Here is a 19949-nt window from a genome sequence, read left to right on the forward strand (position 1 = left end):
CGGCTGCCCGGCCGCCAGTGGCAACAGGCTTGCGCGTAGAAGATCGGGGTCGAAGGTAGCCGGCATGGACGATTCCAGAACGTGAAACGGACTTTATAGGCCTGCGATATTCTTCTGTCGCGGCAAGCATGGCAAGCTAGCCGCCCTTCGAGGATTGAACCGATGCGCCCGCCCTTTCGCACCACCCTGTTTGCCAGCCTGTTCGCCGTGGTGTGTGCCGGCGTGCTGTGGGCGGCCTACGACTGGTTCCAGGGGCGTTACCTGCGGGCGTTCAGCGAGCACACGGCGATGTTTTCGGGGGATCCGCTGCGCCTTCCAGAATCCCTCGCCGGCCCCGGTCCCATCCGCCTGGTGCATTTCTGGGACCCGGCCTGCCCATGCAATGTTGGCAATCAACAACACCTGAGCGAACTGGTCGAGCGCTATGCACCCCATGGCGTGGAGTTCTATGCCGTGCAGAAAACCGGCAGCCACGGTCAGTTACCGGGCACCTTGAGCAGCCTCAAATCCATCGACATCCTGCCCGGCTCCGAACAGGTCCCCGCCAGCCCGGCCGTGGCGATCTGGGACCGCAGCGGCAAACTGGCGTACTTCGGCCCCTACAGCGAAGGCCTGACCTGCAATTCCAGCAACAGCTTTATCGAACCCATCCTGCAAGCTCTGGATGAAGGCCGTGCGGTGAGTGCCACGCACACACTGGCGGTGGGGTGTTATTGCCCATGGCCTGTCGATCCGGCGAAACAGGGAAAGACGCGGTAATACGAATCCCTCCTACGGGCGATGCGCCAAACCGATGCACCGTGTTACACAGTGGCACCAGGAATCACCATAACAACAAGGAGTCGCCATGAAACGCAGCCTGACCGCTCTCGCGCTGTTGATCGTCGTGCTGGCCGCCGGGGCCGGCGGGTACCTCTACAGCAAGCAGCCGTCACGCCAGGGCATGGTGGAACTGCAACATCTGCAAGGCTCCGTCACCGTGCGCTACGACGAGCGCGGCATCCCGCACATCCGCGCCGACAACGAAACCGACCTGTACCGCGCCCTCGGCTATGTGCATGCCCAGGACCGCCTGTTCCAGATGGAAGTCCTGCGTCGCCTGGCCCGTGGCGAACTGGCCGAAGTGCTCGGGCCAAAATTGCTCGACACCGACAAACTGATGCGCAGCCTGCGCATTCGCGAACGCGCCGAAACCTACTTTGCGAATCTCGACAAGCTGTCACCCTCCTACATCGCCATGCAAGCCTATCTAGATGGCATCAACCAGTATCAGGACAGCCACGCCAAACCCGTGGAGTTCGACGTGCTGGGCATTCCAAAACGCCCGTTCACGGCCCAGGACACCATCAGCATCGCCGGTTACATGGCCTACAGTTTTGCCGCGGCATTTCGTACTGAACCCTTGCTGACATTCGTGCGCGATCAACTGGGCCCCGAATACCTGAACATCTTCGATCTCGACTGGCAGCCCAAGGGCGTGCTCAACGGGACCGCGCCCTCACTGGCCAGCGCCGACTGGAAAGACCTCAACGCCCTCGCCCGCCTGAGCGAACAAGCCCTGGCTGACAACGGCCTGCCACAGTTCGAAGGCAGCAACGCGTGGGTCGTCGCAGGCAACCGGACCCAAAGCGGCAAGCCACTGCTGGCGGGCGATCCGCATATCCGCTTTTCCGCGCCGTCGGTGTGGTACGAAGCGCACCTCTCGGCACCGGGCTTTGAACTCTACGGCCACTATCAGGCCTTGATGCCGTTCGCCTCCCTGGGCATGAACCGTGACTTCGGCTGGAGCATCACCATGTTCCAGAACGATGACCTCGACCTGATCGCCGAGAAGGTCAACCCGGACAACCCCAATCAGGTCTGGTATCGCGGAAAATGGGTGGACATGGTCACCAGCGAACAGAAGATTGCGGTCAAGGGTCAGGAACCAGTGACGCTGGTGCTGCGTCAATCGCCCCATGGTCCGATCGTCAACGATGCCTTGGGCAACGCCGTCGGCAAAACGCCGATTGCCATGTGGTGGGCGTTTCTCGAAAGCCAGAATCCGATCCTGGAGGGCTTCTACCAGCTCAATCGCGCAGACACCCTGGCCAAGGCCCGTGGCGCCGCGGCAAAAATCCAGGCACCGGGCCTGAACGTGGTCTGGGCCAATGCCAAGGGTGACATCGGCTGGTGGGCGGCTGCGCAATTGCCCAAGCGCCCGGCGGGTGTACGCCCGTGGTTCATCCTCGACGGCAGCACCACCGAGGCCGACAAGGACGGTTTCTACCCGTTCACGGCCAACCCCCAGGAAGAAAACCCGGCGCGGGGCTACATCGTCTCGGCCAACTTCCAGCCGGTGTCGCCGACTGGCATGGAGATTCCCGGCTACTACAACCTTGCCGATCGCGGCCAGCAGCTCAATCGCCAGCTTGGCGACAAAGCCGTCAAATGGGACCTGGAAAACAGCCAGACGCTGCAACTGGGCACCACCACCGCCTACGGCCCGCGCCTGTTGGCGCCGCTGTTGCCGGTGCTGCGCGAAGTGGTGAGCGATCCCGCCGAGCTCAAGCTCGTGGAGCAACTGGCCCAGTGGAAAGGCGATTACCCGCTCGATTCGACCAGCGCCACGCTGTTCAACCAGTTCCTGTTCAACCTGGCTGAAGCGACGATGCACGATGAGCTGGGTAACGACTTCTTCGAGACGCTGCTCTCGACCCGGGTGATCGACGCCGCGCTACCCCGCCTGGCCGCCAGTGCCGATTCGCCGTGGTGGGACAACCGCGACACCCTCGGCAACGAAACCCGTGCCGATACGGTCAAGGCTGCGTGGCAGGCCAGCATCGCGCACCTCAAGACCACCCTCGGCGCAGACTTCACACAATGGCAGTGGGGCAATGCGCACACATTGACCCATGGTCATCCGCTGGGGCAGCAAAAGCCCCTGGACCTGATCTTCAACGTCGGCCCCTTCGCCGCACCCGGCAGTCATGAAGTGCCGAACAATCTCTCGGCGAAAATCGGCCCGGCACCATGGCCTGTCACCTACGGCCCCTCGACCCGCCGCCTGATCGACTTCGCCGACCCGGCCCACAGTTTGACCGTCAACCCGGTTGGCCAGAGCGGCATACCGTTCGACAGTCACTATGATGATCAGGCTGAGGCCTACATCGAGGGGATGTATTTCCAGGCGCATCTCAATGACGAAGAAGTCGCGGCTAATACCCGCAGCACCTTGAAGCTGTTGCCGGCGCGGGCGGCTCAGTAATTTTGCATTGGCTGAACCGGCCCCTTCGCGGGCAAGCCCGCTCCCACAGGGATCTGTGTCGAACACAAATTGCGTGAACACCAGAAAAACCTGTGGGAGCGAGCTTGCTCGCGATGAGGCCCTGAAGAACGAAACAAAACTTCAAACCATCGCCGCAAAGTTCAGCCGGAACTGTTGCGGCGTCACCCCCAGCCTGCGATTGAACACGCTGCGCATGTGCTGGGCATCGCGAAAGCCGCATTGATAGGCCACGGTCTTGAGCGGCGCGCGGGTGCTTTCGAGCATCACCCGCGCCGCATCGACCCGCGCGCGCTCGACGAACTCGGCCGGGGTGATTTTCGCTTCCCTGGCAAACACCCGGGAAAAATTGCGCGCGCTCATGTTGGCTGCATTGGCCAGGTCGGCGATAGTCAGGTCGCCCGTCAGGTTGGCCAGCACGTAATGCTGGACCATCGCCACCGCCGAGTCCGGTTCGGCATGGGGTGTGAGGAAGGGACTGAACTGCGACTGTCCGCCCGAACGCTGAGTGAACACCACCAGCCGCTTGGCGACGTTCAGTGCCACTTCCGGCCCATGATCACGGCCCAGCAGATACAGGGACAGATCGATCCCCGCCGTGACCCCCGCGGAGGTGAACAACTCCCCGTCCTCCATGTAAAGGCGGTCCGCTTCAACCCGGGTCGACGGGCACAACGTCGCCAGCGCTGACGCATCACTCCAGTGGGTGGTGACCGTGCGCGCCTCCAGCAACCCGGCCCGGGCGAGCATGAAGGCGCCGTTGCAGATCGAGCCAAACCGTTGTGCCCGCCCGCAGGCACTGCGTAGCCAAGTGTCGAATGCCGCGCCGAAACTCATGAACGGCAGCTGCGGCCCGCCCGCTACCAATAACAAGTCGTACCCCTCCAGCGCTTCGCTGAAATGCCGATGGGCATTGAGTGCCAACCCGTTGGAGCACGCCATCATCCCGTGTTCGACGCCAATCACCTCCAGACGATAGTGATCTGCCGGGGCAAGAAAACGGTTGGCCTCGGAAAACACATCCATGGGTCCGGTGACGTCCAGCGACTGGACGCCGGCGAAGACCACGATGGCAACGGTTTTACTCATGGTTCGAAACGTCTCTGATGGCATTGAATGGCAACGCACACCTGTAGGAGCGAGCTTGCTCGCGATGGACGTGAGGACGCCGCGTTCATTCAGGCAACCCTCGTCTTCGTTGACATCCATCGCGAGCAAGCTCGCTCCTACAAGGTATGCATGCACCCTAGCCAAACCAAGCGCAACAAGCGAGGTTGGCGCGATATGCACGCTCATTGGCCGGGATCGCAGCCATGGATCGATTGTCCGGCTTCGGGGGCCGGAACAGACTGAAACCCTCAGCGCCGCCAAGGCGTTCACGACGAGGAAAACTCCATGAGCACCACCATCGCCGGCATCAATATCCCCGACAGCGCATTGGCCAAGGCCACCACCGAATACATCCGTGACATCGAATCGGACCTGCTCTACCACCACTCGCGCCGGGTATTCCTGTTCGGTGCTCTGAGCGGTGAGCGCAAGCAACTGGCCTACAATCCGGAGTTGCTGTACGTCGGGGCAATGTTCCATGACCTGGGCCTGGTGCAAGGTCATCGCAGTGATAACGAACGATTCGAAGTCGATGGCGCCAACGCGGCAGCAGCGTTTCTCAAGCCTTACGGACTGAGCGATGACGATATCGAACAGGTCTGGCTATCGATTGCCCTTCACACCACACCGGGCGTGCCTCAGCACTTGCGACCCACCGTAGCGCTGGTCACGGCGGGCGTCGAGATGGACGTGCTGGGCATGGATTACGCGGCGTTCCCCGCCGTGCAGCGCGAAGCGGTGGTGCATGCGCATCCACGGGGCGAAGGATTCAAGGAGTGCATCATCTGCGCGTTTGCCGACGGCTTGCGTCATCGTCCGCAGACCACGTTCGGCAATGTGAAGACTGATGTGTTGGTGGATCAGGAGCCGGGGTTCAAACCGATGAACTTCGTCGAGGTCATCCGCAAATCCCCCTGGACTGCATAAAAAACTTTGTAGGAGCGAGCTTGCTCGCGATGGTGAATCAGCCACATAGACCTCGACTGACACACCTTCGCGAGCAAGCTCGCTCCTACAGAGGATTGGGTTGATCACAAGAGCGTGGTCAACCCGACTTCAGGCTCAAGCCGCTTCCGGTGCCTGCGCGCGACGCACGTCCGGTTGCTTCCACGAATCGGCTGCCGCTTCTTCGATCGCTTGCTGGATCGCACGCTTGCGGCTTTCTTCGGCGCGACGGCTGAAGAACCAGACCAGGAAGGTCACGATGGACACCGCCAGCAGGATCAGGCTGGCCACGGCGTTGATCTCGGGCTTCACGCCCAGACGTACCGCCGAGAACACTTCCATCGGCAGAGTCGTGGACCCCGGACCGGATACGAAGCTCGCCAGCACCAGGTCATCGAGGGACAGGGCGAAGGACATCATGCCGCCCGCTGCCAGTGACGGCGCGATCATCGGGATGGTGATCAGGAAGAACACCTTCCACGGTTTCGCACCGAGGTCCATGGCTGCTTCTTCAATGGACAGGTCCAGCTCGCGCAGGCGTGCCGAGACCACCACCGCCACATACGCCGCACAGAACGTGGTGTGGGCGATCCAGATGGTGACGATGCCGCGCTCCTGCGGCCAGCCGATCATCTGCGCCATGGCCACGAACAGCAGCAACAGCGACAGGCCGGTGATCACCTCAGGCATCACCAGCGGCGCGGTGACCAGGCCACCGAACAGGGTGCGGCCCTTGAAGCGCGTAATACGCGTCAGGACGAACGCCGCCAATGTACCCAGTGCCACCGCGGCCACCGCCGTGTAGCAGGCGATTTCCAGCGAACGCACCACCGAGCCCATCAGTTGGCTGTTGTCGAGCAGGCCGACGTACCACTTGATCGACCAGCCGCCCCACACCGTTACCAGTTTCGAGGCGTTGAACGAGTAGATCACCAGGATCAGCATCGGCAGGTAGATGAACAACAGACCCAGTACCAGCATCAGGCTGGAGAAACGGAAGCGCTTCATTCTTTACCCTCCATTTCCTTGGCCTGACTGCGGTTGAACAGGATGATCGGCACAATCAGGATCGCCAGCATCACCACCGCCAGGGCAGACGCCACCGGCCAGTCACGGTTGTTGAAGAACTCTTGCCAGAGCACTTTACCGATCATCAGGGTTTCCGGACCGCCGAGCAGTTCCGGGATCACGAACTCGCCCACCACCGGAATGAACACCAGCATGCAGCCGGCGATGATGCCGTTTTTCGACAGCGGCACGGTGATTTTCCAGAAGCTGTTGAACGTACTCGAACCGAGGTCGGAAGCGGCTTCCAGCAGGCTATGGTCGTGCTTCACCAGGTTGGCGTACAGCGGCAGGATCATGAACGGCAGGTAGGAGTAAACCACGCCGATGTAGACCGCCAGGTTGGTGTTGAGGATCTGCAGCGGCTCGTCGATCCAGCCCATGCTCATCAGGAAACCGTTGAGCAGGCCATTGTTGCTGAGGATGCCCATCCACGCATAAACGCGGATCAGGATCGCGGTCCAGGTCGGCATCATGATCAGCAGCACCAGCACCGTCTGCACTTCCTTGCGGGCAACGGAGATGCCGTAGGCCATCGGGTAGCCGATCAACAGGCAGAGGATGGTGCTGAAAAGCGCCATTTTCAACGAGCCGAGGTAAGCGGCGATGTACAGCTCGTCACCACCCAGCATCGCGTAGTTGCCCAGGTTAAGCAGCAGTTGCAGCTTCTGCTCGGCGTAGCTGTAGATTTCGGTGTACGGCGGAATGGCCACGTCCGCTTCGGCGAAGCTGATCTTCAGGACGATGAAGAACGGCAACATGAAGAACAGGAACAACCAGATGAAGGGAACCCCGATGACCAGTTGGCGGCCACCGGGAATTATTCGATTGAGTCGGCGTTTGAGTTTGCGCATGTTCATGAGCGAAGTACCACGCCACTGTCGTCTTCCCAGTACACGTAGACCTGATCACCCCAGGTCGGACGAGCGCCACGGCGTTCGGCGTTGGCCACGAAGGACTGGACGATCTTGCCGCTCGGCAATTCGACGTAGAACACCGAGTGACCGCCGAGGTAGGCAATGTCGTGCACCTTGCCACTGGACCAGTTGTATTCACAGGTCGGCATGGTCGGGGTCACGAGCAGTTTTTCCGGACGGATCGCGTAGGTCACGGATTTGTCTTGCACTGAGGTGCTGATGCCGTGGCCGACATAAATCTTGCGGTCCAGGTCTTTGCAGGTGATGGTCGCGTGGCCTTCGGCGTCGTCGATCACTTCACCGTCGAAGATGTTGACGTTGCCGATGAACTCGCAGACCAGGCGGCTGGTCGGGGTTTCGTAGATGTCGATCGGGCTGCCGATCTGGGCGATCCAGCCCAGGTGCATGATCGCGATGCGCTCGGCCATGGTCATGGCCTCTTCCTGGTCGTGGGTCACCATCACGCAGGTTACGCCGACGCGCTCGATGATCTCCACCAGCTCCAGCTGCATTTGCGAACGCAGTTTCTTGTCCAGTGCGCCCATCGGCTCGTCGAGCAGCAGCAGTTTCGGTCGCTTGGCCAGGGAACGGGCCAGGGCCACTCGCTGACGCTGACCACCGGACAACTGATGCGGCTTGCGCTTGGCATACTGGCTCATCTGCACCAGCTTGAGCATGTCGGCCACGCGGGCGTCGATTTCAGCGTTCGGGATCTTGTCCTGCTTGAGACCGAAGGCGATGTTCTGCGCCACGGTCATGTGCGGGAACAGCGCGTAGGACTGGAACATCATGTTGATCGGACGCTCGTACGGCGGCATATCGGTGATGTCTACGCCATCGAGGAAGATCCGGCCTTCGGTCGGTCGCTCGAAACCGGCGAGCATGCGCAGCAAAGTGGATTTGCCCGATCCCGAACCGCCGAGCAGGGCGAAAATTTCGCCTTTCTTGATTTCCAGGGACACATCGTCCACGGCAATCGTCTCGTCGAACTTCTTCGTGACCCGGTCGATTTTGACCAGCACCTGCTTAGGTTGCTGGTCGCCCTCGAGGGCTTTCTTATAGGCGCCGGAGGCAACTGCCATTTACGAAACTCCCAAAAAAAAAGAGTGCAGTTCGCTCAAGGTGAGCCAACCTGGATAGTCTGAGCCTTGAAACTATTTACCCGACTTGACCTTGGTCCAGCTGCGGGTCATCAAACGTTGAATATTCGGCGGTAACTCGACCGACACGTAGGTCTTGTCGAGCACCTCTTGCGGTGGATAAACCGCTTCGTCGGTGCGAATGGACTGTTCCATCAGTTTGTCCGACCCCGGGTTAGGGTTGGCATAGCCGACGTAATCACTGACCTGGGCAATCACCTCAGGCTTCAGCAAATAGTTGATGAAGGCGTGGGCCTGCTTGACGTTGGCCGAGTCCTTCGGAATCGCCAGCATGTCGAACCAGAGCGCGCCGCCCTCCTTCGGGATCGAGTAGGCGATGTTCACGCCTTTCTTCGCTTCAGCCGCGCGGTTCCGGGCCTGGAACATGTCGCCGGAAAAGCCGATCGCGATGCAGATATCGCCGTTGGCCAGATCCGCGATGTATTTGGAGGAGTGGAAGTAGGTCACGTAAGGCCGGACTGCCAGCAATTTGGCTTCGGCCTTTTTGTAGTCTTCGGGGTTGGTGCTGTTGGCGTTCAGGCCCATGTAGTTGAGGACCGTCGGCATCATTTCATCGGCAGAATCGAGGAACGCCACGCCGCAACTGTTCAGCTTCTTGATGTTCTCCGGTTCGAATACCGCAGCCCAGGAATCGATCTTGTCGACGCCCAGCACAGCCTTGATCTTGTCGACGTTGTAACCGATGCCGTTGGTGCCCCACAGGTACGGCACGGCGTACAGATTACCCGGATCGTTCTGTTCCAGGCGCTTGAGCAGCACCGGGTCGAGGTTCGAATAGTTCGGCAACTGTGACTTGTCGAGCTTCTGGAACGCCCCGGCCTTGATCTGCTTGCCGAGGAAGTGGTTCGACGGCACGACCACGTCGTAGCCGGTACGCCCGGCGAGCAACTTGCCTTCCAGGGTTTCGTTGGAATCAAAGACGTCATAAACCGGCTTGATGCCGGTCTCTTTCTGGAAGTCGGCCAGTGTCGTCTCGCCGATGTAGTCCGACCAGTTATAAATATGCACGGTGCCGGCGGCCTGAACACTGACTGCAATCGTCAGCCCGACGCCAACCAGCATGGCATTGCGCAACAAAGAAAAAACAGGCAAGTGGAGGTCCTCTAAAATTAGTTGGGCCCAAGTTGCCCCGCGTTACATGGCAACCGTGGTTGCCCGGCAACAAAACCGGCGCGCAACTTACCCTCGAAAAACCGTTCCAGCAAAACTTTTATGCAGACCCTTGTAGGAGCGAGCTTGCTCGCGATGGTCGTCAACGATAACGCGTGGTGCCTGACACCCTGCGGTGTTCCGGCTTTTTTCGCGAGCAAGCTCGCTCCTACAAGGTTTAACTACTTACTTGCCCGACTTGATCTTGGTCCAGCTCCGGGTCATTTCACGCTGGGTTGCCGCTGGCAGGTCGGCGATGGCATACAACTTGGCCTGCACATCGGCTGGCGGGTAGATGCCTGGATCGCTGGTGATGTCTTTTTCTACCAGAGCTGTTGCAGCGGCGTTACCGTTCGGGAAGCGTACGGCGTTGGTGATACCCGCCATGACTTCAGGCTTCTGCAGGAAGGTCATGAACTTGTAGGCGCCCTGAACGTTCTCGGCATCCTTGGGAATCGCGACCATGTCGAAGAAGCTGCCAGCGCCTTCTTTCGGAATGGCGTAGCTGACTTTGACCTTGTCACCCGCCTCTGCAGCACGGGACTTGGCCTGCTGAACGTCACCCGAGTAGCCAACCGCTACGCAGATGTTGCCGTTGGCCAGGTCCGAGATGTACTTGGAGGAGTGGAAGTAGGTGATCGAAGGACGAATCTTGAGGAACAGTTCCTCGGCTTTCTTGATGTCTTCTTTCTTCTGGCTGTCGGTTGGCAGGCCCAGGTAGTGCAGCGCGACCGGGAGCATTTCGGTCGGCGAATCGAGGAAGCTCACACCGCACCCCTTGAGCTTGGCGATGTTTTCCGGTTTGAGCAGCACGTCCCAGGAGTCGATAGTGTCGACGCCCAACGCAGCCTTGACCTTCTCCGGGTTGTAACCGATGCCGATCGAGCCCCACATGTACGGGAAGGCGTGCTTGTTGCCAGGGTCACTGACCGAAACGGCCTTGAGCAGATCCTGGTTCAGGTTTTTCCAGTTAGGCAGCTTGGACTGGTCCAGCTCCTGATATACGCCGGCCTTGATCTGCTTGGCCAGGAAGTTGTTCGACGGCACGACCACGTCGTAGCCGGACTTGCCCGCCAGCAGTTTGGCTTCCAGGGTTTCGTTGCTGTCGAATACGTCGTAAACGACCTTGATCCCCGACTCTTTCTCGAAGTTCGCGATGGTGTCCGGAGCGATGTAGTCGGACCAGTTGTAGACGTGCAACACCTTGTCGTCCGCCTGAACCGCACCCGCCATCATGCCCGCGACGGACAGGGCGAGAAGTGTCTTGCCTGCAAGCTTTTTACCTAATGCCTTCATGCGTCATGCTCCAAATTTTTCTTTTTTGAACCACTTTGTTCAGCGGCCGAACCCGGGCAACTGGAACCGCGGCTAGTCTGGCAAGATCCACATCGGTCTTTCAAGGAAACGGCCACGCTTTCTGACAGTTCTGAGCGAAAGTTCCTACTTCATATGCAGAACGTTGGACCTTCGCTCAGAGCCTAGCACTTAGCCCTGCAATGCACTCAGGGTCAGGTCAAGGCACTTGCGAGCCTTGGTCACCAGTTCATCGATTTCCGCCGGTGTGATCACCAGAGGCGGAGCGATGATCATGGTGTCGCCGACTGCGCGCATGATCAGGCCATTATCGAAGCAGAACTGACGGCAGATCATGCCGACGCCCTTGCCCTCGTAACGCTTGCGAGTGGCCTTGTCCTGGACCAGTTCGATGGCCGCCAACAGCCCGACCCCACGAACTTCACCCACCAGCGGGTGATCGTTCAGTTCCCGCAGACGCTTTTGCAAATACGGTGCCGTTTCTGACTTCACGCGCTCGACAATTTTTTCGTCGCGCAGGATACGGATGTTTTCCAGCCCCACAGCCGCCGCCACCGGGTGCCCGGAATAAGTGAAGCCGTGGTTGAAGTCACCGCCCTCATTGAGCACGTCCACCACTTCGTCACGCACGATCAGGCCACCCATCGGGATGTAGCCCGACGTCAAGCCCTTGGCGATGGTCATCATGTCTGGCTTGAGGCCGTAGAAATCGGTACCGAACCACTCGCCGGTACGGCCGAAACCGCAAATCACTTCGTCAGCCACGAACAGGATGTCGTACTTGGCGAGGATTTCCTTGATGCGCGGCCAGTAGGTGTCTGGCGGAATGATCACGCCGCCAGCGCCCTGGATCGGCTCGGCAATAAAGGCACCGACGTTGTCGACGCCGACTTCCAGAATCTTTTCTTCCAGCTGGTTGGCCGCCCATACACCGAATTCTTCCGGGGTCATGTCGCCGCCTTCGGCGAACCAGTACGGCTGGGCAATGTGAACGATGCCCGGGATCGGCAAGTCGCCCTGTTCATGCATGTACGTCATGCCACCCAGGCTCGCGCCGGCCACGGTGGAACCGTGATAGCCGTTCTTGCGGCTGATGATGACTTTCTTCTTCGGCTGGCCCTTGATCGCCCAGTAGTGACGAACCATGCGCAGCATGGTGTCGTTGCCTTCAGAGCCGGAACCGGTGAAGAACACATGGTTCATGCCTTGCGGCGCGATGTCGGAGATAGCCTTGGCCAGTTCCAGGACCGGCGGGTGCGCGGTCTGGAAGAACAGGTTGTAGTAAGGCAGCTCGCGCATCTGTTTGCTGGCGGCATCGGCCAGTTCATCGCGACCATAACCAATCGCGACACACCACAGACCGGCCATACCGTCGAGGATCTTGTTGCCTTCGCTGTCCCAGAGGTAAACGCCCTTGGCGTTGGTGATGATCCGCGGGCCTTTCTCTTTCAGCTGCTTGAAGTCGCTGAACGGAGCCAGGTGGTGATCATTGCTCAAGGTTTGCCATTCACGGGTTTGCGGATTGTTGCTGGTCATACGAATCTCCTAAAAATCCAGGTGAGAACGCCGCCCGACAACAGCGGCGCCCGGCGAATCAGACGGCGAATAGCAGGAATTCCCGTTCCCACGAACTGATCACGCGCTTGAAGTTTTCATGCTCGGCCCGCTTGACCGCAACGTAGCCAGTGATGAAATTTTTGCCCAGGTAACGCTCGATGGTCGCGCTGTTTTCCATGCGCTCCAGCGCGTCTTCGATAGTCAGCGGCAGGCGCAGGTTGCGGCGTTCATAGCCACGACCCACCACCGGCGCACTCGGGTTCAGGCCTTCGACCATGCCGATGTAACCGCAGAGCAGGCTCGCGGCAATCGCCAGGTACGGGTTGGCATCGGCGCCCGGCAGGCGGTTTTCCACCCGACGGTTCTGCGGCCCCGCATCCGGCACCCGCAGGCCCACGGTACGATTCTCTTCGCCCCACTCCACGTTCACCGGCGCCGAGGTGTCCGGCAGGAAGCGGCGGAACGAGTTGACGTTGGGTGCGAACAGCGGCAACAGCTCGGGGATGTGTTTCTGCAAGCCACCGATGTGGTGCAGGAACAGTTGGCTCATGGTCCCGTCTTCATTGGAGAAGATGTTCTTGCCGGTCTCGATGTCGATGATGCTTTGGTGCAAGTGCATGGCACTGCCCGGCTCGCCGGTCATTGGCTTGGCCATGAAGGTCGCGGCCACGTCGTGCTTGAGCGCGGCTTCGCGCATGGTGCGCTTGAACACCAGGATCTGGTCGGCCAGGGACAGGGCATCGCCGTGACGGAAGTTGATTTCCATCTGCGCGGTGCCGTCCTCGTGGATCAGCGTATCGAGGTCCAGGTCCTGCAGTTCACACCAGTCGTAGACGTCTTCGAACAGCGGATCGAATTCGTTCGCCGCTTCGATGGAGAACGACTGGCGACCGATTTCCGGGCGCCCGGAACGACCGATCGGCGGCTGCAGCGGGTAGTCCGGGTCGTCGCTGCGCTTGGTCAGGTAAAACTCCATTTCCGGCGCCACGATCGGCTGCCAGCCTTTGTCGGTATAGAGTTTCAGGACTTTCTTGAGCACGTTGCGTGGCGACAGCTCGATCGGGTTGCCTTGCTTGTCGTAGGTGTCGTGGATGACGATGGCGGTCGGCTCGATGGCCCACGGCACCAGGTACACCGCGCTCTGGTCGGGACGGCAGATCATGTCGATGTCGGCCGGGTCGAGCAGTTCGTAATAGATGTCGTCTTCGACGTAATCGCCGGTCACTGTCTGCAACAGAACGCTTTCTGGCAGGCGCATGCCTTTTTCGGCGATGAATTTGTTGGTCGGCGAAATCTTGCCCCGGGTAATCCCGGTCAAGTCGGCGATCATGCATTCGACTTCTGTGATCTTGTGGTTTTTCAACCAATCGGTGAGCTGGTCGAGGTTGTTACTCATAAATGCCTCTAGGCTTGAGTTGTCTGACCCATTCAAGGTCAGGCGTTGTTTGACGCATCGGCGTCGCGTTGTAGAGCGTTTGCGCGGCAGATTATCGTGCTTGCCGACACGGCTGCAGAAGCCGGGCGTGCAGAATCGCGAGCGGTGCCCTGAACGATGGTCAGGCCGCTATTGTGAATCGGTTCTATATTGAATGGAGTAACCGTAATGGGGGTGCCATCGCGACCGTCCAGAATAACGGACGGGGACGGTTGAACCGTCAGGGACGGAAGGATCACCGGAACCGCTGAGGCCACGGAACGGACGGACGTGTCATCACTGATGTGATAAGCATGCCGACCGACCTGTCTTGAGCAGTCGGTGACGCCGATTATCGGCAGGCGAGACATGAAGCACCCCGGTATTATTGCTGTTATGGGTTTGATTCGAGCTTAGCCTTGTTCATTTTTTTACACAACACCCCCGTAAAAAATACAACACGGCCCGCTCAAGCCCGCGGCCGTCACCGCGCCAAGCGGAGTAAAAACGCCCAAAAGTGCTTCAAAAAAGCCACACGAGCGCTTTTTTAGGGCAAAAAAGGCCTCGCTTGACTTCGGCATGCCGTTCGGGTTGACTGGAATCTGAAAAGATCAATGATTGATATTTTTAACAACAAAGGTGTTGCATCATGTCGGTACCCCCGCGTGCCGTTCAGCTTAACGAAGCGAACGCGTTCCTTAAGGAACATCCTGAGGTTCTGTACGTTGACCTTCTGATTGCGGATATGAATGGTGTGGTGCGCGGCAAGCGCATCGAACGCACCAGCCTCCACAAGGTTTACGAGAAAGGCATCAACCTGCCGGCCTCTCTATTTGCTCTGGATATCAATGGCTCCACGGTGGAAAGCACCGGCCTGGGCCTGGACATCGGCGACGCCGATCGAATCTGCTATCCAATCCCCGATACCCTGTGCAACGAGCCATGGCAGAAGCGCCCGACCGCGCAACTGTTGATGACCATGCACGAACTCGAAGGTGACCCTTTCTTCGCCGACCCGCGCGAAGTGCTGCGACAAGTCGTGGCCAAGTTCGACGAGATGGGCCTGACCATCTGCGCCGCGTTCGAACTGGAGTTTTACCTGATCGACCAGGAGAACGTGAACGGTCGTCCGCAACCGCCTCGTTCGCCAGTGTCCGGCAAGCGTCCAATGTCGACCCAGGTGTACCTGATCGACGACCTCGACGAATACGTCGACTGCCTGCAAGACATCCTCGAAGGCGCGAAGGAACAGGGCATCCCGGCTGACGCCATCGTCAAGGAAAGTGCCCCGGCACAATTCGAAGTCAACCTGCACCATGTGAAAGACGCGATCAAGGCCTGCGATTACGCGGTCCTGCTCAAGCGCCTGATCAAGAACATCGCCTATGACCATGAGATGGACACCACCTTCATGGCCAAGCCGTACCCAGGCCAGGCGGGTAATGGTCTGCACGTGCACATTTCGATTCTCGACAAGGAAGGCAACAACATCTTCGCCAGCGAGGATCCCGAGCAGAACGCCGCGCTGCGACACGCGATCGGCGGTGTGCTCGAGACCCTGCCGGCGCAGATGGCGTTCCTCTGCCCGAACGTCAACTCGTACCGTCGTTTCGGCGCACAGTTCTACGTGCCGAACTCGCCGAGCTGGGGCCTGGACAACCGTACCGTGGCCGTTCGCGTCCCGACCGGTGCTCCAGACTCCGTACGTATCGAGCACCGCGTGGCCGGTGCCGATGCCAACCCGTACCTGCTGATGGCATCGGTGCTGGCCGGTATTCACCACGGCCTGACCAACCAGATCGAGCCAGGTGATCCGGTGGAAGGCAACAGCTACGAGCAGAACGAGCAGAGCCTGCCGAACAACCTGCGTGATGCCCTGCGCGAGCTGGACGACAGCGAAGTCATGGCCAAGTACATCGATCCGAAATACATCGATATCTTCGTGGCCTGTAAAGAGAGCGAGCTGGAGGAGTTCGAACATTCCATCTCCGACCTCGAGTACAACTGGTACCTGCATACCGTGTAAGCGGTTGCAGTAGTGAAGAAACGCCGCCGGCCTGATAGCCTGCGGCGTTTTTTTATGGCCGCCTTCGGCGGATCGCGAGCAAGCTCGCTCCCACAGGGATCTTCTGCGAACACAACATCTGCGTTGAACACAAATCCAGTGTGGGAGCGGGCTTGCTCCGGGCGGCGTTCCGACGAAGGCGTTCGGGCAGACAACACACAACCCGACTCGTACAATGCCCGCTGCCCCGCAGGAGACTCCAATGACACGCGTAGCCACCCCCCGCAAACCCCGCGCACGCAGCCAGGCCCGGATCGATTCGATACTCGATGCGGCCCGCACGTTGTTGGCCGCCGAGGGTGTGGCCAGTCTGTCGATCTACAGCGTCGCCGAGCGCGCGGAGATTCCGCCCTCCTCGGTCTACCATTTCTTCGCCAGCGTGCCGGCGTTGCTCGAAGCCCTGACCGCCGACGTCCACGCCGCGTTCCGCGCCTGCCTGCAAGCGCCGATCGAGCATGACGCCTTGAGCGGCTGGCGCGATTTGTCGCGACTGGTGGAGCAACGCATGCTCGACATCTACGCAGAGGACGCCGCCGCCCGCCAACTCATACTGGCCCAGCACGGCCTGACCGAAGTCACCCAGGCCGACCGTCAGCACGACATCGAACTGGGCGACCTGATGCACAAACTCTTCGACCACCACTTCGAGCTGCCGAAGCTGCCGGGGGACGTCGATGTGTTCGCTTTGGCCATGGAGCTGGGCGACCGGGTGTATGCGCGCTCGGTGCAGCAGCATGGGCAGATTACACCGCGCATGGCTGAGGAAGGGATGCGGGTGTTTGATGCCTACGTTGGATTGTATTTGCCGCCCTATCTGCCCAAGCGCAGCATTCCGGCCTGACTCTTGTGCTGGCCCCTCTGGCCTCATCGCGAGCAAGCTCGCGATGGCAACACCTCGGCTGTCACTGAATCACCCGCACAAAAAACCCCGAAGGGCTCAAACCCTTCGGGGTTGTCGTTTACGCGCACGATTACAATTTGGCGATCGACACCTCCGTGGATTTCACAAACGCGATCACTTCACTGCCGACGGCCAGCTCCAGCTCTTTCACCGAGCGCGTAGTGATCACAGAAGTAACGATGCCGGACGCGGTCTGCACGTCGATTTCCGACAGCACGTCGCCGAGGACGATTTCCTTGATGGAGCCTTTGAACTGGTTGCGAACGTTGATGGCCTTGATAGTCATGGTGTTGATTCCTGTCGTTGGGTAAGACTTGAGTTATTGAGCCCAGCGCAATTGCGTAGGCAAGGGTGAAACAGGTTCCGGTTCCGGCGGCTGGCCGGGCAGCGCCAGCACGCGATTGAGCACTTCGGTTTCCAGCGCCGCCAGCCGATGGGAACCGCGCACCCGAGGGCGCGGCAGTTCCACGTGCAGGTCGAGGCCGACTTCACCGTCTTCGATCAGGATCACCCGATCGGCAATCGCCACCGCTTCGCTGACGTCGTGGGTCACCAGCAACACCGTGAAGCCGTGCTGTTGCCAGAGCCGTTCGATCAGTTGCTGCATTTCAATTCGGGTCAGGGCATCCAGCGCACCCAAGGGCTCGTCGAGCAACAGCAGGCGCGGCTGATGAATCAACGCACGAGCCAAAGCCACGCGTTGCTTCTGTCCACCGGACAGCGCGGCCGGCCACTCGTTGGCGCGGTCGGCCAGGCCAACCGCCTCCAAAGCCTGCAACGCTTGCGGTCGCCAGTTGTCCTTGAGGCCCAGACCGACGTTGTCGATGATCTTTTTCCAAGGCAGCAAACGCGCTTCCTGGAACATCAGCCGCGTGTCTTCCCGCGCATCACTCAATGGCGCGGCACCGGCGAGCAACTCACCGCCCGAGGGTCGATCGAGGCCGGCGAGCAATCGCAGCAAGGTACTTTTGCCGCAACCGCTACGACCCACCACGGCTACAAACTGGCCCGCCGGAATGTGCAGATCGATCTCACGCAAGACTTGTCGCGAGCCAAAGGTTTTTTGCAGCTTGCGCACCGCCAGCGGAATCCCGCGCAGCAGGCGTGGAGGTTGCTCCGCGATCATGCCGCACCTCCCTTGGCAACCTGATACGCCGGGTGCCAGCGCAGCCACACACGTTCAAGTCCACGGGCCGCGAGGTCGGCCAGTTTGCCGAGCACCGCGTACAGCAGAATCGCCAACACCACCACGTCGGTCTGCAAGAACTCCCGGGCGTTCATTGCCAGATAGCCAATGCCGGAACTCGCGGAAATGGTTTCCGCCACGATCAACGTCAGCCACATGAAACCCAGGGCGAAGCGCACGCCGACCAGAATCGAAGGCAGCGCACCCGGCAGGATCACCTGCCAAAACAGGCTGAAACCGGACAAGCCATAACTGCGCGACATCTCCACCAGCGCCGGGTCGACATTGCGGATGCCGTGATAGGTGTTGAGATAGATCGGGAACAACGTGCCCAGCGCCACCAGGAAAATCTTCGCCGACTCGTCGATGCCGAACCACAGGATCACCAAAGGAATCAGCGCCAGATGCGGCACGTTGCGGATCATCTGCACCGAACTGTCGAGCAAGCGTTCGCCCCACTTCGACAGGCCGGTGATGAAGCCCAGGGTCAAGCCCAGGCCGCCACCGATGGCGAAGCCCAACGCGGCACGCCAGCCACTGATCGCCAGATGCGTCCAGATTTCACCGCTGCGCACCAGGCTCACGCCGGCCTCGATCACGGCGATCGGTGCCGGCAGGATCCGTGTCGACAACCAGCCCGCCGACACCGACAACTGCCACACCGCCAGCAACAATACCGGCAACGCCCAGGGCGTCAGGCTGTGGATGATTTTCTTCATGACAGCGCCTCAGCTCTGGGACGCGGCTTTGGGCAGAATGTCGTTGGCGACCATCTCGCCGAACGGGCTGACGTAGCCAGCACTTTTCGGCAGTTCAGGACGTTCGACATCAAGGTGCGGAAACAGCAACTCGGCCACCCGGTACGACTCTTCCAGGTGTGGGTATCCGGAAAAGATAAACGTATCGATGCCCAGGTCCGCGTACTCCTTCACGCGGGCAGCCACGGTCGGACCATCGCCCACCAGCGCCGTACCGGCACCGCCGCGCACCAGACCGACACCGGCCCACAGGTTCGGGCTGACTTCCAGGTTGTTGCGGTTGCCGCCATGCAATGCGGCCATGCGTTGCTGACCGACCGAATCGAAACGCGCCAGCGAAGCCTGGGCACGAGCGATGGTGTCGTCGTCGAGATGGGAGATCAGCCGATCCGCAGCTTTCCAGGCCTCATCGTTGGTTTCGCGCACGATCACATGCAGGCGGATGCCGAAGCGCACGGTGCGGCCAAGCCTGGCGGCTTTGGCCCGGACCTGTTCGATTTTTTCCGCGACGGCGGCCGGTGGTTCGCCCCAGGTCAGGACCATTTCCACCTGTTCGGCGGCCAGATCCTGTGCGGCTTCCGAGGAACCGCCAAAGTACAGCGGCGGACGCGGTTGCTGGATTGGCGGATAGAGCAATTTCGCGCCCTTCACGCTGATGTGCTGACCGTCGTAATCGACGGTTTCACCTTCCAGCACGCGGCGCCAGATACGGGTGAATTCCACCGAGGCCTGATAACGCTCTTCGTGGCTGAGGAACAGGCCATCACCGGCCAACTCTTCCGGATCACCACCGGTTACCAGATTGAACAACGCCCGTCCGCCGGACAGTCGATCCAGGGTCGCAGCCTGCCGCGCCGCCACCGTCGGGGAAATGATCCCGGGGCGCAGGGCAACCAGGAACTTCAAGCGCTGGGTCACCGGGATCAGCGACGCCGCCACCAGCCACGAGTCTTCGCAGGAACGGCCGGTCGGAATCAGCACCCCGCCAAAACCCAGACGATCAGCGGCTTGCGCGACTTGTTGCAGGTAACCGTGATCGACGGCGCGTGCGCCTTCGGCGGTGCCAAGGTAATGGCCGTCGCCGTGGGTTGGCAGGAACCAGAAAATATTGAGGCTCATGGAGTGGTCTCCTTGGGGAATCGA

17 protein-coding genes are annotated in these 19949 nt (G+C 60.1%); 5 read left to right on the forward strand and 12 right to left on the reverse strand.

Annotated features, from left to right (window positions below):
- Positions 1-162: 162 nt before the first annotated feature.
- Positions 163-759, forward strand: a complete 597-nt coding sequence (locus PMI29_RS29375; protein WP_007993112.1) for a DUF6436 domain-containing protein — start codon at positions 163-165, stop codon at positions 757-759.
- Positions 760-847: 88 nt separating this feature from the next.
- A complete protein-coding gene (locus PMI29_RS29370; protein WP_007993114.1) occupies positions 848-3247 on the forward strand; it encodes a penicillin acylase family protein in 2400 nt (799 codons plus the stop codon).
- 141 nt (positions 3248-3388) lie between these two features.
- Here the strand turns inward: PMI29_RS29370 and PMI29_RS29365 are convergent, their stop codons facing one another.
- Positions 3389-4354 carry a GlxA family transcriptional regulator gene (locus tag PMI29_RS29365; RefSeq protein ID WP_033051858.1) on the reverse strand — a complete coding sequence of 322 codons (966 nt, stop codon included), beginning with the start codon at positions 4352-4354 and terminating at the stop codon, positions 3389-3391.
- Between the two features lie 306 nt (positions 4355-4660).
- Here PMI29_RS29365 and PMI29_RS29360 point away from each other — a divergent pair, with 306 nt between their 5' ends.
- Positions 4661-5302 carry an HD domain-containing protein gene (locus PMI29_RS29360; protein WP_007993118.1) on the forward strand — a complete coding sequence of 214 codons (642 nt, stop codon included), beginning with the start codon at positions 4661-4663 and terminating at the stop codon, positions 5300-5302.
- A 135-nt stretch (positions 5303-5437) separates the two neighbouring features.
- Here PMI29_RS29360 and PMI29_RS29355 read toward each other — a convergent pair whose 3' ends face one another.
- From PMI29_RS29355 to PMI29_RS29325, 7 genes are all read right to left on the reverse strand, one after another.
- A complete protein-coding gene (locus PMI29_RS29355) occupies positions 5438-6328 on the reverse strand; it encodes an ABC transporter permease subunit (RefSeq protein WP_007993121.1) in 891 nt (296 codons plus the stop codon).
- Positions 6325-7206, reverse strand: a complete 882-nt coding sequence (locus PMI29_RS29350; protein ID WP_238541622.1) for an ABC transporter permease subunit — start codon at positions 7204-7206, stop codon at positions 6325-6327. The genes PMI29_RS29355 and PMI29_RS29350 overlap by 4 nt, the downstream gene beginning before the upstream one ends.
- 35 nt (positions 7207-7241) lie before the next feature.
- Positions 7242-8384: an ABC transporter ATP-binding protein gene (locus PMI29_RS29345; protein WP_007993125.1), complete on the reverse strand. Its 1143-nt coding sequence runs from the start codon at positions 8382-8384 to the stop codon at positions 7242-7244.
- A gap of 72 nt (positions 8385-8456) precedes the next feature.
- A complete protein-coding gene (locus tag PMI29_RS29340; RefSeq protein ID WP_007993127.1) occupies positions 8457-9554 on the reverse strand; it encodes a polyamine ABC transporter substrate-binding protein in 1098 nt (365 codons plus the stop codon).
- Positions 9555-9797: 243 nt separating this feature from the next.
- Positions 9798-10907, reverse strand: coding sequence for a polyamine ABC transporter substrate-binding protein (locus PMI29_RS29335; RefSeq protein WP_007993128.1), 1110 nt, complete (start codon positions 10905-10907; stop codon positions 9798-9800).
- A gap of 189 nt (positions 10908-11096) precedes the next feature.
- Positions 11097-12461, reverse strand: coding sequence for an aspartate aminotransferase family protein (locus PMI29_RS29330; RefSeq protein ID WP_007993130.1), 1365 nt, complete (start codon positions 12459-12461; stop codon positions 11097-11099).
- Between the two features lie 58 nt (positions 12462-12519).
- On the reverse strand, positions 12520-13878 hold the full coding sequence (locus tag PMI29_RS29325) for a glutamine synthetase family protein (RefSeq protein ID WP_007993132.1): 1359 nt from the start codon (positions 13876-13878) through the stop codon (positions 12520-12522).
- A gap of 667 nt (positions 13879-14545) precedes the next feature.
- Here PMI29_RS29325 and PMI29_RS29320 point away from each other — a divergent pair.
- Together PMI29_RS29320 and PMI29_RS29315 are read left to right on the forward strand one after the other, a co-directional pair.
- Positions 14546-15922 (forward strand): glutamine synthetase family protein, encoded by a 1377-nt coding sequence (locus tag PMI29_RS29320; RefSeq protein ID WP_007993134.1) that lies wholly within the window; start codon positions 14546-14548, stop codon positions 15920-15922.
- A gap of 241 nt (positions 15923-16163) precedes the next feature.
- Positions 16164-16802 carry a TetR/AcrR family transcriptional regulator gene (locus PMI29_RS29315; RefSeq protein WP_007993136.1) on the forward strand — a complete coding sequence of 213 codons (639 nt, stop codon included), beginning with the start codon at positions 16164-16166 and terminating at the stop codon, positions 16800-16802.
- 130 nt (positions 16803-16932) lie between these two features.
- On the opposite strand, the gene PMI29_RS29310 is transcribed toward PMI29_RS29315, so the two are convergent.
- The 4 genes from PMI29_RS29310 to ssuD are packed head-to-tail and all read right to left on the reverse strand — an operon-like array spanning position 16933 to position 19925.
- Entirely contained in the window at positions 16933-17148 is a 216-nt protein-coding gene (locus PMI29_RS29310; protein ID WP_007967989.1) for a TOBE domain-containing protein, read from the reverse strand.
- A gap of 33 nt (positions 17149-17181) precedes the next feature.
- Positions 17182-17988 carry an aliphatic sulfonates ABC transporter ATP-binding protein gene (ssuB, locus tag PMI29_RS29305; protein ID WP_007993138.1) on the reverse strand — a complete coding sequence of 269 codons (807 nt, stop codon included), beginning with the start codon at positions 17986-17988 and terminating at the stop codon, positions 17182-17184.
- Positions 17985-18767, reverse strand: coding sequence for an aliphatic sulfonate ABC transporter permease SsuC (ssuC, locus tag PMI29_RS29300; RefSeq protein ID WP_007993140.1), 783 nt, complete (start codon positions 18765-18767; stop codon positions 17985-17987). Before ssuC ends, ssuB begins: the two co-directional genes overlap by 4 nt.
- A gap of 9 nt (positions 18768-18776) precedes the next feature.
- The gene (gene ssuD / locus PMI29_RS29295) at positions 18777-19925 is read right to left on the reverse strand and encodes an FMNH2-dependent alkanesulfonate monooxygenase (RefSeq protein ID WP_007993142.1); all 1149 of its coding nucleotides are present in this window, start codon (positions 19923-19925) and stop codon (positions 18777-18779) included.
- Between the last annotated feature and the right edge of the window lie 24 nt (positions 19926-19949).

Origin of the sequence: Pseudomonas sp. GM49 (assembly GCF_000282355.1) — a bacterium.
Taxonomy (GTDB): Bacteria; Pseudomonadota; Gammaproteobacteria; order Pseudomonadales; family Pseudomonadaceae; genus Aquipseudomonas.